This window comes from Pseudomonas sp. TNT2022 ID642 (assembly GCF_028656995.1).
In the GTDB taxonomy this organism is placed as follows: Bacteria; Pseudomonadota; Gammaproteobacteria; order Pseudomonadales; family Pseudomonadaceae; genus Aquipseudomonas.
In genome coordinates, this window is sequence record NZ_JAMDGW010000011.1 from 84,356 (window position 1) to 99,148 (window position 14,793).

Sequence of the window (14,793 nt, forward strand, 5' to 3'; positions counted from 1 at the left end):
GCTATGGAGTGCGGATATGGGGCGCCGACGGGGCGCTCCAGTTGGACGAGAACTCTTTCACTATTCGAGTTGCCTTGTCGACTCTTGTCAATTTCCCGGTCGGCCCGAAAAGTAGTCAGGACTTTTCCGTCCCCGGCGTCGGCCCTGGAAATGGAACCGCTATCGTGATTCCCAATGGCACGTATGACAGCAACCAAATGCAGTTTGAGACCGAAATGCTCGACGGTGTGGCTCGGGTTTACAACCACACGCGCACCTACGCGGCGAGCACCGTTTCGTCCGGAACGATGCGCTTGATCGTAATGAGGTGGAGCTGATGGATTACGGGGTTGAGTTCACCAATAACAGCAACGTTGTGACTCTGGATTCCGAGTTTTCAAGGTTGATGGTCATTGCGTCAGGGCGTTATGCGCCCACGCAGGAAGCGGGCCTCGGTTCGGTGACGACGTTTGCGCGACCAGTCACTTCCCAAGAACCTCCTCTGGTATTTGTTCGCCCCGACACTTTCAACGGCGTAGCAGGGCTTTGCCGGATGAGGCTGCTCGGCTCGGCGGGAAACTGGACGGGCTTTTATGTGAGAGCGTACGACGTCAATGCCGCCGGGCTAAATGGGCGGTACTTTGTAGCTGCGTTTGACGCCCAGCCAGTGGCGCAATACGGAATGCGATTGTGGGATGGCGCAGGGAAGCTGCTGTTTGACTCCGGTACGCCGAATGCGACATTTACCCGGGCGTTCCAGAACTGGACTTATGTCCGCTACGACACAAGTCAGCAGGGATTGACACGAATCTTCTACAGCGTCCCGTTCAACTTTCCTGAGAACGAATTCATGCTGCTGAACACGTTCGGCATGCCCATGACTTCGGGTAGTGGTATTCCTCGCGAGCTCTATTGCTGGTGGGATTTCCCAAACAACACGCTCTATGCCATCACCGTTGCTGCATCGAACCCCTTCGCTTTCTTCCTGCCGGCAGTGTTCGCAAAACAAGCCGCATGACTCTTTTTAAAGGATGCAAAACATGCCCTGGTACAAATCAGGAACGGTCTCTGTTACCCAAAATTCCAATGCGGTGATCGGTACCGGTACCGCTTTCATTGCCAACAGTCGCGTCGGTGATGCGTTTCGCGGGCCGGACGGCGCATGGTATGAGGTAACCAATATCGCCAGCGATACAGCGATGTCGATCTCACCGAACTACCAGGGAGCAACCAACGCCTCTGGCACTTATGCGCTGGCGCCGATGCAGGGCTATGTCAAAGATTCGGCCGATGCGTTGCGCGCACTGGTGAATCAATATGGTTCCAAGCTTGCAGCCTTGGGAACAACCGGAAATTACGAAACTCTTCCGATCAGTAAGGGCGGCACCGGCGGCACAACACAAGCGGCAGCCCAGTCTGGTTTAGGTCTTGTCCCAACCAGTTCGCGATTGGATGTGACAGCGGGTCGAATTGTAAAAGTCGGTGACTACGGTCGGAATGGCGGCGCAAATATTGTGCAGGCTTCGACCGTCGACGCTAACACGCTGTCCGTGCCGGCCAGCTACATATTCAACGGTGGCGGAATCAACGTTCCTGAATCCGCCTATCTAGACCATTTCACGCACGCTGTAGCGGGATACTCCAAGCAATATGCCATGGGGATGCTGACCGATAACTGCTATGTCCGAACTCAAAACAACAACACGTTCGGTAGCTGGCGGCAGTTCGTGACAACCGTTCCTGGTGCCCCGATAGCTGTAGCTCAGGGCGGTACAGGCGGCGCGACAGCCGCAGCGGGTAGGTCAGGATTAGGTGCCGCGGCTTCTGGAGCGAACGGCGACATCACTCAGTTGAGCGGACTTACCGTAGCGCTCAGTGTGGCGCAGGGCGGTACTGGAGCTGGCACTTCGGGTGGCGCGCTTGCGAACCTCGGAGCCATGCCTCTCGCTGGATCCTCGTCTTCAAATCCTGATTTTGCCTCTGCAAAGGTTTCCGCCAACCGATCAAACATTGCATCGCAAGGCCTTTATCTACTGTGGAACGAGGGATCTGGTGGATTGAGTGGCGCCGGCTCTTTCGTATGCAACCAAGGTGGTGGTAGCGGCGGCTTTAGCTGGAGGTCGATCAACGCGGCAAACACCTTGTCCGGGCCGGTGATGACTTACACCTATGCCGGCAACCTGAATGTTCCGGGCACGGTCAGCCAAGGGTCGGATCGTCGACTGAAGACAAACGACGTTGAGATCCTCGACGGTCTCGATCGGATCCTGCAAATCCGGCCAGTTGAGTTCGACCGTCGGGACTTTCTCGACTCCACTGAATACCCGCACCATGAAGTGGGGGTAATCGCCCAGGAGTTGTATGAAATTACGCCTTTGCTGGTTACTCCGGCTAAGCCAGATATTGAAGAGGACATCTGGCGCGTGAATTACACCGGGCTGATTCCGTATCTAGTTTCGGCAATCAAAACTTTGAAGGCTGAAATCGAAGAGTTGAAGGCAGCCGCGAAGTAGAAACATCGAAGCAGAACCGCAACCCGCCATCGAGCGGGATTTTTTTGCCTGGAGAAAAGTGATGCCTGCAACCGAGAAAGACCGAGACATCCTCGCTCGCACGATCTGGGGCGAGGCGCGGGGTGAAGGCACAGCCGGCCAAATCGCCGTGGCCTGGACGATCCGCAACCGCGTGTTCGATGGAAAGGAAAAATCGTGGTGGGGTGAAGGCTACGCCGGCGTCTGCCAGAAGCCATACCAGTTCAGCTGCTGGAACAAGACCGACTCAAACTATCAGTTCCTGATCGGCGCGAAGGAAATCCTGTTCCGCGAACTGGCGCAATGTCGTATCGCTGCCGACCAGGTGATCGACGGCAAAGTGCCGGATCCTACCGGTGGCGCCACGCATTATTACGCGACCAGCATCAAGGCACCGGGTTGGTCGGCGAAGGCCAAGCAGACCCTCAAGCTGGGCGGGCACGTCTTCTTCAAGGATGTGCCGTGATGGTCATTCCGTGGAAAGCGGCCGGTGTGCTGGCGCTGGTGCTCGCTGGCTTCGGCAGCGCCTGGCAGTTTCAGGACTGGCGCTACGGGAATCAGTTGGCCGAGCAGGCACGGCAGCACGCCGAAGCCCTCAATCAACTTACCCAGGCTGCCGCCATCGCGCAGCAGGCCGAGCAGGACAAGCGACTGGCGCTCGAGCAGCGACTGGCGGCCAGTGACAAAATCCACTTCGAGAAAATGACCAATGCACAAAAAGACCAGGCTCTGCTGCGTGATCGCCTTGCCACTTCTGATCTGCGGCTGTCAGTCCTCCTCGCCGCAGGTTCAGCCGGTGGCTGTTCAGTGCCTGCCGCCGGCGCCGGCGGCGTGGTTCATGGCCCCATACGAGCCGAACTTGACGCAGCGCATGCTCAACGAATTATCGCCATCACCGACACCGGTGACCGGGGATTGATCGCGCTGGCTGCGTGCCAACTATACATCCGTAACCTGCAATCCCCGTAAATGCGAAAGAGCCTTCATAATCAGAGAGACGAGGTTGTTCGCAACCCTGTTTTTATATGAATTTCTTCCAGAATTTTTTTAGCGGCAATTGTGGAGCCATCTATGGAGAGGTGGGCGCTGTCTGAATACAAAATTTTCCCATCAATCACAGTATTGCAGGTACCTGTCAGGCAGAAGGTGTCCAAAGCGTCGACATAAAAAGTACGCTTGTGGGTTGCGGCAAATTTCTTGAGTACTTCATTAACTTTGTACGCTGATGAGTGTTCAACTCGGAACTCAAGAAACTGTTCACAACCCTGAGGCAGGTATCTTGGGCGGAGTAAGCAAGATACTGTCGGTGGAGTTCCGGGTGGGATTGGTTGACTGCCAACTATGATGAAGTCTCTATCCCCTATATCGTCCCTTGCCCTTAAAAGCATATCCTCAATTACTGCGAAATAGTCTTTTTCAGCAGTTACCGCATTTTTGCCTGTGTGATCAGCAACTAAAACTGGGTAAGCTGGCCATCCTTCAGCAAAAATAAAAGGGAGATTGTTGTTGCTCAAAAGTTCAAGAATTTTTGAATAGGTGTCTCGGCAATCCTGTCGAGGTACGCCATCTAATAGGCGAGTGTATTCCTTGGAGAGGATACAGCCGTGCATGTAAAGTGCAGGTATTGATTTGCCAGTATTTTTTAGATTTTTGTCAATTCCGCTTGCGTATTGGTGCGCAAAACTGTCGCCCGCCATAATGGCGATTTTTTTCCCGTTCGCATCTCCAAGTGTAGGCGAGAGAGAGAAGCCAGCGCCGCCGTAATTGTTTATATGGAAATTTTTTGGGTCTTTCGTAAGGGCCAGATATTTTGCATTGATGCGATTAACTAATCCGTCCGTTTGTATTGCTAGCGTGGCAAACGCTGCGACGGTGACCACTGATATGGCTAGCGCGCTATGCATGAAATGTTTTCGGAAACGATATTTTCCCATGAATATACGTTCGATGGAGTGATAAAGCACGGCGCCAAAGATAATAGAGAGAGATAGAAGGACCAGTTGTTCTGGAAAGTTTAACTCCCTGAAAATGTAGTATTTATAAAAAACCAATAGCGGCCAGTGTATAAGGTATACAGAGTATGAAATGATTCCCAGATAGGTCATTGGTTTGAGAGCGGTGAAATAGTTCGCAATTTTTGCCTGTCCGCCATAGATACATGCCGCCGCACCAATGCACGGCAGCAACGCTCTGAAGCCTGGATATGGGGATGAAGAATTAAATGCAAAGGCAGAAATAAAAATGAGAACAAGCCCCAGGATGAAAGTGCATGATTCTAGTAGTGGCTCAAGACGGTTGTGAAAGAAAAACACTAGTATTCCGCCTAGAGATAGTTCAAATATACGGAATGGCATCATAAAATAAGAAGCGGATGCGTTATATGACAGCATCGCTTGAGATGTGATAGCTGATGCGATGGTTAATGCGCCTAATGTTATTGCTGCAGTTTTTTGGTTGAGTTTTAATGTAAGCCAAATAATCAAAGGCCAGATGGCATAAAACTGCCATTCTGTAGCAAGCGACCATGTGTGTAAGAGTGGCTGAGTGTGTGCGGCAGCGTCGAAATAGCCTTGATTTTGCCAAAAATATATATTGGAGAATGAAAACAAGGTGGGTATTGATGATTTTGCTAGGCCAGCTAGCGAGGCAGGATCCATTAAAAAGAAACCTGCTATCAAACTGAGAGCCACAGTTGCAGTCAACGCAGGGTGCAGGCGCCGTAATCTGCGACTATAAAAATCTATAAAGGAAAACTGCTCTTTTTTAATTGCGTTACGGATCACCTCAGTTATAAGAAAACCTGAGATGACAAAAAAAACGTCAACGCCAATGAATCCACCTGGTACTCCTAATCCGAAGTGGAAAAGCAGAACAAGAAGTACAGCAATAGCTCGTAGGCCGTCGATGTCTGGGCGGTAACCAAGATTGTTGCTTCGCATGAATTCCTTTTCTTTGGGAGCTTGCCCAGCAAGGTTTTTGAAACGCGCAATGATACAGGCCATTTTTTCATGGTCTACAAAAAATGGATTTCAGCGTGAGGTTGAGCTGTAATCCCGCGGACTGACCTGCGAGCGGGCGTCTGTCGGAGTGATTTGATCGTCAGCATTTCAATGGACGATATTATCGGAATCACCAACGAGGGATTGATTGCACTGCTGGCGTGCCAGGACTACGTTCGGTCTGTTTCGCGCTGATGGGGGAAGTGGTCTTTGAACGGGCTATCACCCTTCAGAATCCTAATCTGGGTAGTCAGCTCGCTAATCTGCCTGCCTTTCGCCATCAACTCCCAGTTGCTTTTGGTTTCAATGTCGGTGGTTTTGCGTTTCGCGTCGGCTACCTCTGACTTCGCCGCCGCCAGTTGAGTGCGGAGCTGATCGCGCTCCGTTGCCGCAGCGGCATGCATTTCAACCAGCTTGAATATCTGCTCCCTGGCCTGGCGAAGTTGCAGGTTCAGTTCCTCGAACTCGTTTTCGTAGAGCGCCAGCTGGTGCCGGCAGGTTTCGAGCGGCGTCGGGCAGCCGAGCCAGTCGTCGGTGTTTTCGATATCGGAGGGATCCACGGGGGTGTCTTGTTTTGTACTGTTTGGATATACAGTAATCGAGGCATTGCATGTGGGCGAGGGTAAGGCGACGAGCTGTAGGATTTTGAATTGGTGAATGTCGGCAGGACGCCGGAGATGTGTGCGCAAAACCTCCCTTGGAGGCCGCGTGTTTTCGTTTGCATAAGCACAAAAAAACGGATGTTTTGCTACCCTGAAAACAGGGTTTTATCTTTTTAAAACAATAGCTTGGGTTGCTACAGTCCCCAGCATGGGGTGCTAAGGGCGGGTACGACAGTCCTGGCAGACTTCGCTCACTCGGGGGCCATAAGTACCGCGAGCGTGATCTTGATGAACTCCTCATTACGATCGATTGCAGCTAGCGACTCGCGAACGTTTTCCGCGACGTCCGCGGATCCGCGCTGCTCCACCCAGAGGGTGAGCTCCATGATGGCAGCCTCGAGGGCGAGCTGGTTTTCATTGATTTTGAAGAGCAGGGAAGGGAGCAGGTCGGAATTAGGCATGGGTGTCCTCCTTGGAAGAACCCAGCGTAGCAGGTAGAGAAAGAAACGGATTGAGTTTTGATTGAAGTGAGGCGGCCGACGACGCTAATACCAGCCAGCCTCGAAACAGAAAGTTACTTGCCTTTCGATGGCGCGTTGCCGCGACCGCCCCCCGAAGGCTTTCCTGTGGTGCTGGGCAGATTTGCTACTGGTGGAGCTTTCGAACCACCGGATTTTCCTGCAGGTGCCGATCCACTCTTACCACCGCTTGATTTTGACATCGCCATCTCCTTGGTTCTGTGAGAAAGGGAGTTGCCGTGTCAACGATAGTAGCTTTTGGGGCGGGCGTGATTTTTGTTCGGCGGAAAGCCGGTAGAGGGGAAATATGTGCGAGTTATGGAACACGTCCCAAAAAGTTATGGAACACAGTTGTTGAAGCCGTTTTTTTTCAGAACACGAGAAACGACAAAGCCCTGAATAATCAGGGCTTTGTCGGTACATAAGATGGCGGAGGCGATGGGATTCGAACTCATGGACCTGTTACAGTCGACGGTTTTCAAGACCGTTGCCTTAAACCACTCGGCCACACCTCCGTTGCGTTGCGGGCGCCATAATACCTGAATGAAACACACTGTCAAACTCTCTGCATGGCTTGTTACAGAGCGTCTGTTATGATCTTTGCGACTGAACGTTTCAAACCAACAGGAGTGTCGCCATGCGCGAACAGGATTACGCAGTTAATAACAGCGTGCAGGCTGAGCAGCTAGAGGTTAGCCGCGTCCTGCGCAACACTTACGGCCTACTGGCTCTGACCCTCGCATTCAGCGGCGTCATGGCTTTCGTCGCACAGCAGATGCGTGTTGGCTACCCGAATATTTTCGTGGTGCTGATCGGCTTCTACGGGCTGTTCTTCCTCACCAACAAACTCCGTGATTCCGCGTGGGGCCTGGTGTCCGCTTTTGCGCTGACCGGTTTCATGGGTTTCCTGCTCGGCCCGATCCTCAACCGTTACCTGGGTATGCAGGGCGGCGCTGAAGTGGTCAGCTCGGCGTTCGCGATGACCGCGCTGGTGTTCGGTGGTCTGTCGGCCTACGTGCTGATCACCCGCAAGGACATGAGCTTCCTCGGTGGTTTCATCACCGCTGGCTTCTTCGTGTTGCTGGGTGCAACGCTGGCGAGCTTCTTCTTCCAGGTCAGCGGGCTGCAACTGGCGATCAGCGCAGGTTTCGTGCTGTTCTCGTCCGTGTGCATCCTGTTCCAGACCAGCGCCATCATTCACGGCGGCGAGCGTAACTACATCATGGCGACCATCAGCCTGTATGTATCGATCTACAACCTGTTCATCAGCTTGTTGCAGATCTTCGGCATCATGAGCCGCGACGACTGATCGTTTAAATGACGTAAACAAAAAACCCGCTTAGGCGGGTTTTTTGTTGTCTGCAGGAAAGCGGTTCTGGCCCGTGCCCGGGACCATTCAGTTGATCACGATGCTGCCGTCAGTCTGTTGTTTGTAAATGGTGTAGGGCAACAACAAGGTGTCGAGCACCCCGGAAGCCACGGCATCAATCGCCCAGCCGGGCAGGGCTGCGTTGTACTTGTTACCTTCGTCTATCGGTGCATGCAGACTGCAGAAGTCATACATCACGCCGCTGTAGATCCGTGGTACCGCCCCGCAATAGGATTTGTTCGATCTTAAATCGTCCACGGCGACCTGGTCATTACGCATGACCGTCTGCACGGTCCCGCATCCACTGAGCATTAACGCCATCAGCATCATTGCCTTAACTTTCATACCGCCAATCCTTCGCCGGAAAAACCTCAATCTAAGCCAAACGTGCAGGAAAAGCACTTACGCCATCGGTGGCAAGCGGCGCTTGACCGGGGTTTTCTTGACGATTGCCGTGTTGGTTTCCGCAAGGGTATTGAGCCGGTCGAGCAGGGTGTCCAGCTGTTCCATCGAGCGCACATGCAAGCGCGCGATAAAGCAGTCCTCGCCCGTCACCTTGTCGCACTCGGTGAATTCGGGAATCGACAGGATCTGCCGCTCCACCTCCTGCAACTGCCCCGGCAGCGGGCGCACCCGCACGATCGCCTGCAACTGGTAACCAAAGCATTTCGGGTCGATCTCCACGGTGTAGCCCTTGAGCACGCCGCGCTCTTCCAGTCGGCGCAAACGCTCGGCCACGCTCGGCGAAGACAATCCGCTGATCTGCGCCAGGGCCTTGAGGGATCGCCGCGAATCCTCCATCAATGCGCCGATGAGGACCTGATCGATATCGTCAGTCATGAAGAAACTCCAGCATTAGGCAATTGGTGAAAACTACCCACGATAAAAAAGGCAGATTTCGAGTTTAGCCTGCTTTTTGCTCTGGAGCGCCTGCCGGTTCGCTTGGCATACTTTTGTCACAAAGACAGGAGATAGAAGATGGACAATACAATCCGTCGCGGCTCATTTGAAATGACCGCTGCCATGCTGATATCCGGGACGATCGGCTGGTTCGTGCTGGTCTCCGGGCAACCGGTGCTCGACGTGGTGTTCTGGCGCTGCGTGTTCGGGGCGGGCACCTTGCTGCTGATTTGCGCGGCATTCGGCTTTCTGCGCCCGGGCATTCTGAGCCGCACCACATTTTTGCTCGCGGTGCTGAGTGGGATGGCGATTGTCGGTAACTGGGTGCTGTTGTTTGCTTCGTACTCCCGCGCTTCGATTGCCATTGGCACAGCGGTGTACAACGTGCAGCCGTTCATGCTGGTCGGGTTGGCGGCGCTGTTTCTCGGCGAAAAAATCACCCTGCAAAAGCTGTTCTGGCTGGCGATTTCCTTTATTGGCATGCTGGCCATCGTCAGTGCCCATGGCACTCAGGGTGAAAGCGGCAACGACTATCTGACTGGCATTGCGTTGGCGTTGGGTGCTGCGTTTCTCTATGCCATTGCGGCGCTGATCATCAAACGCCTGACCGACACGCCACCGCATCTGATTGCCCTGATTCAGGTCTGCACCGGGGTTCTGTTGCTGGCGCCATTTGCGCATTTCAGCGCATTGCCGCAAGCGCCGAGTGCCTGGGCCAGTCTGGTGACGTTAGGCATCGTTCACACCGGTCTGATGTATGTGCTGCTGTATGGCGCCATCCAGAAATTACCGACCGCATTGACCGGCGCGCTGTCGTTTATCTACCCGATTGCGGCGATTTTCGTTGACTGGTTTGCCTTCGGCCATCGCCTGGAAACCCTGCAATGGGTTGGCGTGGCGGCGATCCTGCTGGCTGCCGCCGGGATGCAACAGGGCTGGGGCCTGAAACCCCGGCGACTGGTCGCGCAGTAACCCTCAGATGTTCCAGCGCGGCGCGGTTTTCGCCAGGCGCTGGCGCATCTCGGTAACGTTCGCCGCCAGTTGCCGGGTCAACAAACGATAGCCATCCAGCGCACTGTAAACGGGCGCATCAAGGCTGGCCTCCGGCAATTCCAAAGGCCTGTCCAGACGTTGCGAGGCGCCGGTTTTCAATGCCCTTGCCATGCCGATCAGTTGCACGCGAATCTGCCGGTGCTCGGCTTTCAGTGCCGTTTGCAAATGCGTCATGGCCTCGGGGTCGTTGGCATCCGGTCGCGTGTTGCCGAGGATCTCCAGCGTGCTGATGCACATGCGCAGATTGCGCTGAATGGCATCGAGTTCGGTCATGGAAATCTTCACTTCCTTGGACACCGACGGCATCAGCGAGCGTAGTTGCACCATCACCGCGCCGAGACGGCCCATCAATTTCAAATGTTCATCGGCGCTGACTGGCTGGCCGCTGATGATTCGGCCATGCACCGTGGCGCAATCGCGCAGGGCATCGGCGAGGTTGTAGCGCCACGAATACACCGCATACAGCGGCAGAGCGAACGAGAAGGCGAGAGCGAGGGCGATGCCGATCAGAATATCGACGCCGCGCCACAAGCCATCGGTGATCGGATTGTCGCCATGCCCGGCAACGATGAACACGGTGATCGCCGAGAGTAGGGCGGTGTACCCGCCCTTGCCAATGGCGTGATAAGAGAAGAAACCGCAGACCACCGCCATTGCAAAATACGTCAACCACGGCATGCCGAGCCACGCCTGCTGCGCCACCAGCAACAAACCGACGCCGGCACCGATCAAGGTGCCGGTGGCGCGTTCGGCGGCTTTTTTGCCGATGTTGCCGTGGTGCTGTAAACCACCGATGACCACCAGCATGGTCACCGAGGCCCATTCTCCGTGGGGCAGATTGATGCCGGTGGTCAGCAGGATAGTCGCCAGCAAGCCGAGGGCAACGCGCACCGCATGAATCAGCCGCGCGTGTCGGTAGCGTCGGTAAGGATCAAGCAACGGACGCAGGACACGGCGCAGCAAGGGCGGAAGTCGATGGGTGCTGTAAGTACTCAGTGCGGGCCTCTCGTGAGTGGGCTTCAGGTCAATGGAAAGGGAAAATGTAATTCATCCATGCTGCCATACGCAGGAGGATTTTGCGCATCGTGCCAATGTGGTGGAAGTGCTGACTGTACAACGCGGCCTGCCCGTAAGCACCGCCCGGCATCAGCTTGCTGTACTGGGCGAAGGCTGGATCGGTGATTTCGATGATCACTGGCACACGCCCGGCCGGCGGTGAACCGGTATAGCCGATCAGCGTGCCGGAAGGTTGCACCTGACCTTCGGCAATCACCCCGATGACGTTTTTCACCCGGCCGGCGAACACCTTGCCTGGAATGCCGTCGAACGCGACTTCCGCCTCATCCCCGACGGTCAGGCGCAGCAGGCTGTTCTGGCGCATCCACGCGGCAAAGTATTGGCCCTCTTCTGGAATGAACACCATCGATGGACGCAGCGGCAACTTGCTCGCCATCATCCCCGGCCGTAACGAGACATGGGTAACGAACCCTTTGCTCGGTGCGCGGACGGTGGTGTTGTCCAGCTCGAACTGGGCGTTGTCCAGTTGCGCCTGCAGATCATCGGTGCGGGCGATGGCCGCATCCAATTCACGCTGGGTGCCGAAGTTGCGCCGGATCAGTTCGGTGATGCGGTAGCGATCACCCTTGGCGGCGACCAGTTGCGCTTTCAGCGATTTCACCCGGTTTTCAAACGGCGTGGGGTCGATGCGAAACAGCACGTCGCCTTTTTCCAGCGGCTCGTTACCCTTCACCGGCACGTCGATCACCTGGCCACTGACGACTGGAATCACCGGCACAGACACGAAGTAAGTGCGCGCCACCTCGGAGTAGGGATGGTTGTAGTTCATGGTGAAAATCAAGGCGCCGATCATGAGGATTCCGCCCAGTACGGCGGTGGGCACCGTCCATTTGTTAAGCGGGATACGGAAGATCTTGAACACTGCGACGCAGATCGCGGCGTAAGTCAGGATAAGGAGCAGATCCATGGCGCTCAGCCCTCCCTGTTGTGGGGAGCAGTGGCGTTCAGCGCTTCGAGTCGCTCGAGGCGTCCTTGCAGTTCGACCACCTGTTGCTCCAGGTGAACGACATGGTTTTGCACGGATTTACCGTCACCGAACCCCCAGCCGCGATCTTCTCGATAGGCCATCGCCCAGATCCACAGGAATGGCCAGAGCGCATGCAGCGTGAACAGACTGACCCAGCCAGTGGCATGGATTGCATCCTGATGCGGATGGTTACGGTGGACAGCAATTTCGTACGGAATGTCATGCAGCACGATGATCCCGTAAAACAGTACGAGCCCGGCAAACACCAAAACCCCTAGCGCAAAGTAATCCAGCATGGTCAAGCTCCCGGCATCCAGCACAGTGCTGGCATCAGTGTAGACACTGATTTGCCGGGCGCTTGGCGACTTTGGATCAGAAGCGGTTGCCGTCGCCTTTTTGCTTATTCACGATCCGCGTGACAGTTGATCAGAAGATGTAATCGGTGGTCAGGAAGCTCGAATCACGCCCGCGAATGATCTCGCTGATCAGATCCTTGTTGCTGTCCTGGAACTTGGTCGCCACCAGCGTACGGATCGAGAACACCCGCAACGCATCGTGTACCGAGAGCGTACCTTCCGCCGAATTCTTGCGGCCATTGAACGGGTAAGTGTCCGGCCCGCGCTGGCATTGCGCGTTGAGGTTGATCCGCCCGACCTGGTTGGCAAAGGTGTCAACCAGACGACCGACCGCCACCGGGTTGGTGCCGAAGATGCTCAACTGCTGGCCGAAATCCGACTCCAGCACGTAGTCGATCACGGTATCGAGATGACGGTACGGCACGATCGGCACCACCGGGCCGAATTGCTCTTCCTGATAGACGCGCATCTGCGGATTCACCGGGTACAGCACCGCCGGGTAGAAGAACGACTCGCGGGATTCGCCGCCATTGGGGTTGACCACTTGCGCACCCTTGCTCTGCGCATCCGCCACCAGACCGTGCAGATAATCGACCTTGCCCGACTCCGGCAGCGGCGTCAGCGAAACACCGCTGTCCCAAGGCATGCCGGGTTTCAGTGTGGCCAGCTTCGCGTTGAATTTTTCGATGAAACTGTCGACCACATCTTCATGCACAAAGAGGATTTTCAGCGCGGTGCAGCGCTGACCGTTGAACGATAGTGAACCGGTGACTGCTTCGCTGACGGCATTGTCGAGATCGACTTCCGGCAAGACGATGCCGGGATTTTTTGCATCCAGACCCAGTGCGGCGCGCAAGCGGTGAGGTTTTGGGTGGAGTTTCTTCAGGTCACTGGCAGCCTTGTTGGTGCCGATAAACGCAAAGATGTCGATCTTGCCGCTGGCCATCAGCGCGCTGACGGTTTCGCGGCCGCTGCCGTAGATGACGTTGATCACGCCGGTGGGGAAGCTGTCGCGGAACGCTTCGAGCAACGGACGGATCAGCAGCACGCCGAGCTTGGCCGGTTTGAACACCACGGTGTTGCCCATGATCAGCGCCGGGATCAACGTGGTGAAGGTTTCGTTCAGCGGATAGTTGTAAGGGCCCATGCACAGGGCGACGCCGAGCGGCACGCGGCGAATCTGCCCTAGGGTGTCCTGTTCCAGCTCGAAACGGCTGGAGCGGCGGTCGAGTTCCTTGAGCGCATTGATGGTGTCGACGATGTAGTCGCAGGTGCGGTCGAACTCTTTTTCCGAGTCCTTGAGGTTCTTGCCGATTTCCCACATCAGCAATTTCACCACGGCATCGCGCTGCTGGCGCATGCGGCCGAGAAAGGCTTCGACGTGCTGGATGCGTTCGGCCACGCGCATGGTCGGCCACAGGCCTTGGCCACGGTCGTAGGCACGCACGGCGGCGTCTAGGGCGGTGAGGGCGGTGTCGGCATCGAGCAGTGGCGTGCTGCCGAGAATGACTTGTTCGTCGCCGTTGTCACCTTTCAGATAGACCGGGCTGCGCACGGTGGCGAGCGGGCCGTCCCAGCGGCGCAACTGGCCGTCGACCAGATATTCGCGTTGCTCGACCTGAGCGTCGAGGCGGTATTTTTCCGGGATGTCGCCGACAGAAGGGAACAGGTTGCCAAGGATGTTTGCTGTGGTCATGTCGCTACCCCGTGTTGATGTCCGTATGCAGATCAAAAAGCCTTCACAGGTTATACGCCTGAATGCGTCGGAATTTAAACCCGCAAATGTCACCCGAATGTCACGCAAAGGCGCAGAGCAGAGCTTCAAAGAACATGCGAGAACTCTTGTTTATGATTGATCGTTCCCACGCTCCGCGTGGGAATGCAGCCCGGGACGCTCTGCGTCCCATTGGAACGCGGAGCGTCCCTTGAGGCATTCCCACGCAGAGCGTGGGAACGATCATCCCGAGGCGAGTCCTGGCTGGCCCCGGATGCCCCCCTCTCTGGCCTGCAATGCCCTCAACCCGCTGCAGCCGCTGCCTTAAGGTGTGGGCATAACAACAAGCGAGGCTGTCATGCGGGTAATCCGATTCTCTCTACTGTTGGCCTTGGTCATGGCGCTGTCTGGCTGCGGCGAAGACCCCAAACCCCCGGCCAACACCATCAGCAACGCCATGCCCAAAGACCCGGCACTGGCGCAGATCTATGCCAACAGCTGCCAGCTCTGCCACGCCAATCCCGCCGCCAACGCACCACTGACCGGCGACCGCAAAGGCTGGGAGCCGCGCATCCAGCAGGGCGCTGACACGCTGCTCGACCACGCCATCAATGGCTACAACGGCATGCCGCCGATGGGCCAGTGCGTCGAGTGCTCGGAAGAACAATTCCTGCAATTGATCGGCTTCATGGCCGACCAGCCCCTCCCACAATAAGGTGCCCGGCATG

General features: G+C 55.8%; 17 protein-coding genes and 1 tRNA gene. 8 read left to right on the plus strand and 10 right to left on the minus strand.

Annotation, left to right across the window (positions count from 1 at the left end; all coding sequences use genetic code 11):
- Positions 1-8 precede the first annotated feature (8 nt).
- From M5G26_RS11980 to M5G26_RS12000, 5 genes are all read left to right on the plus strand, one after another.
- Positions 9-317, plus strand: coding sequence for a hypothetical protein (locus M5G26_RS11980; protein WP_273915495.1), 309 nt, complete (start codon positions 9-11; stop codon positions 315-317).
- On the plus strand, positions 317-997 hold the full coding sequence (locus tag M5G26_RS11985) for a hypothetical protein (RefSeq protein WP_443218385.1): 681 nt from the start codon (positions 317-319) through the stop codon (positions 995-997). Before M5G26_RS11980 ends, M5G26_RS11985 begins: the two co-directional genes overlap by 1 nt.
- A 22-nt stretch (positions 998-1,019) precedes the next feature.
- Entirely contained in the window at positions 1,020-2,492 is a 1,473-nt protein-coding gene (locus M5G26_RS29530; RefSeq protein WP_273915438.1) for a tail fiber domain-containing protein, read from the plus strand.
- Between the two features lie 61 nt (positions 2,493-2,553).
- A complete protein-coding gene (locus M5G26_RS11995) occupies positions 2,554-2,976 on the plus strand; it encodes a cell wall hydrolase (protein WP_273915439.1) in 423 nt (140 codons plus the stop codon).
- Complete coding sequence (locus M5G26_RS12000) at positions 2,976-3,479, plus strand: lysis system i-spanin subunit Rz (RefSeq protein WP_273915440.1); 504 nt, start codon at positions 2,976-2,978, stop codon at positions 3,477-3,479. The genes M5G26_RS11995 and M5G26_RS12000 overlap by 1 nt, the downstream gene beginning before the upstream one ends.
- A gap of 20 nt (positions 3,480-3,499) precedes the next feature.
- Here the strand turns inward: M5G26_RS12000 and M5G26_RS12005 are convergent, their stop codons facing one another.
- From M5G26_RS12005 to M5G26_RS12020, 4 genes are all read right to left on the minus strand, one after another.
- Complete coding sequence (locus M5G26_RS12005) at positions 3,500-5,512, minus strand: acyltransferase family protein (protein WP_273915441.1); 2,013 nt, start codon at positions 5,510-5,512, stop codon at positions 3,500-3,502.
- A 167-nt stretch (positions 5,513-5,679) separates the two neighbouring features.
- The gene (locus tag M5G26_RS12010; protein WP_273915442.1) at positions 5,680-6,069 is read right to left on the minus strand and encodes a hypothetical protein; all 390 of its coding nucleotides are present in this window, start codon (positions 6,067-6,069) and stop codon (positions 5,680-5,682) included.
- A 293-nt stretch (positions 6,070-6,362) separates the two neighbouring features.
- Positions 6,363-6,572 carry a hypothetical protein gene (locus tag M5G26_RS12015; protein ID WP_273915443.1) on the minus strand — a complete coding sequence of 70 codons (210 nt, stop codon included), beginning with the start codon at positions 6,570-6,572 and terminating at the stop codon, positions 6,363-6,365.
- Positions 6,573-7,056: 484 nt separating this feature from the next.
- Positions 7,057-7,144: transfer RNA gene (locus tag M5G26_RS12020), tRNA-Ser, on the minus strand.
- 122 nt (positions 7,145-7,266) lie between these two features.
- Here M5G26_RS12020 and M5G26_RS12025 point away from each other — a divergent pair.
- On the plus strand, positions 7,267-7,938 hold the full coding sequence (locus tag M5G26_RS12025) for a Bax inhibitor-1/YccA family protein (RefSeq protein WP_007915443.1): 672 nt from the start codon (positions 7,267-7,269) through the stop codon (positions 7,936-7,938).
- Between the two features lie 87 nt (positions 7,939-8,025).
- Here the strand turns inward: M5G26_RS12025 and M5G26_RS12030 are convergent, their stop codons facing one another.
- Both M5G26_RS12030 and M5G26_RS12035 read right to left on the minus strand, forming a co-directional pair.
- Positions 8,026-8,343 carry a YceK/YidQ family lipoprotein gene (locus tag M5G26_RS12030; protein WP_273915444.1) on the minus strand — a complete coding sequence of 106 codons (318 nt, stop codon included), beginning with the start codon at positions 8,341-8,343 and terminating at the stop codon, positions 8,026-8,028.
- 57 nt (positions 8,344-8,400) lie between these two features.
- The gene (locus M5G26_RS12035) at positions 8,401-8,838 is read right to left on the minus strand and encodes an Lrp/AsnC family transcriptional regulator (protein WP_085683852.1); all 438 of its coding nucleotides are present in this window, start codon (positions 8,836-8,838) and stop codon (positions 8,401-8,403) included.
- 138 nt (positions 8,839-8,976) lie between these two features.
- On the opposite strand from M5G26_RS12035, the gene M5G26_RS12040 reads away from it, so the two are divergent.
- Positions 8,977-9,870 (plus strand): DMT family transporter, encoded by an 894-nt coding sequence (locus M5G26_RS12040; protein ID WP_273915445.1) that lies wholly within the window; start codon positions 8,977-8,979, stop codon positions 9,868-9,870.
- Positions 9,871-9,873: 3 nt separating this feature from the next.
- Here M5G26_RS12040 and M5G26_RS12045 read toward each other — a convergent pair whose 3' ends face one another.
- The 4 genes from M5G26_RS12045 to M5G26_RS12060 all read right to left on the minus strand — a co-directional run bounded on the left by M5G26_RS12045 (position 9,874) and on the right by M5G26_RS12060 (position 14,047).
- Entirely contained in the window at positions 9,874-10,914 is a 1,041-nt protein-coding gene (locus M5G26_RS12045) for an FUSC family protein (protein WP_273915446.1), read from the minus strand.
- 61 nt (positions 10,915-10,975) lie between these two features.
- Positions 10,976-11,935, minus strand: coding sequence for an HlyD family secretion protein (locus tag M5G26_RS12050; protein WP_150692675.1), 960 nt, complete (start codon positions 11,933-11,935; stop codon positions 10,976-10,978).
- Between the two features lie 5 nt (positions 11,936-11,940).
- A complete protein-coding gene (locus tag M5G26_RS12055) occupies positions 11,941-12,291 on the minus strand; it encodes a DUF3302 domain-containing protein (RefSeq protein ID WP_150692674.1) in 351 nt (116 codons plus the stop codon).
- 130 nt (positions 12,292-12,421) lie between these two features.
- A complete protein-coding gene (locus M5G26_RS12060) occupies positions 12,422-14,047 on the minus strand; it encodes an NADP-dependent glyceraldehyde-3-phosphate dehydrogenase (protein ID WP_273915447.1) in 1,626 nt (541 codons plus the stop codon).
- A gap of 376 nt (positions 14,048-14,423) precedes the next feature.
- On the opposite strand from M5G26_RS12060, the gene M5G26_RS12065 reads away from it, so the two are divergent.
- Positions 14,424-14,780 (plus strand): c-type cytochrome, encoded by a 357-nt coding sequence (locus tag M5G26_RS12065; RefSeq protein ID WP_273915448.1) that lies wholly within the window; start codon positions 14,424-14,426, stop codon positions 14,778-14,780.
- The last annotated feature ends 13 nt before the right edge of the window (positions 14,781-14,793 follow it).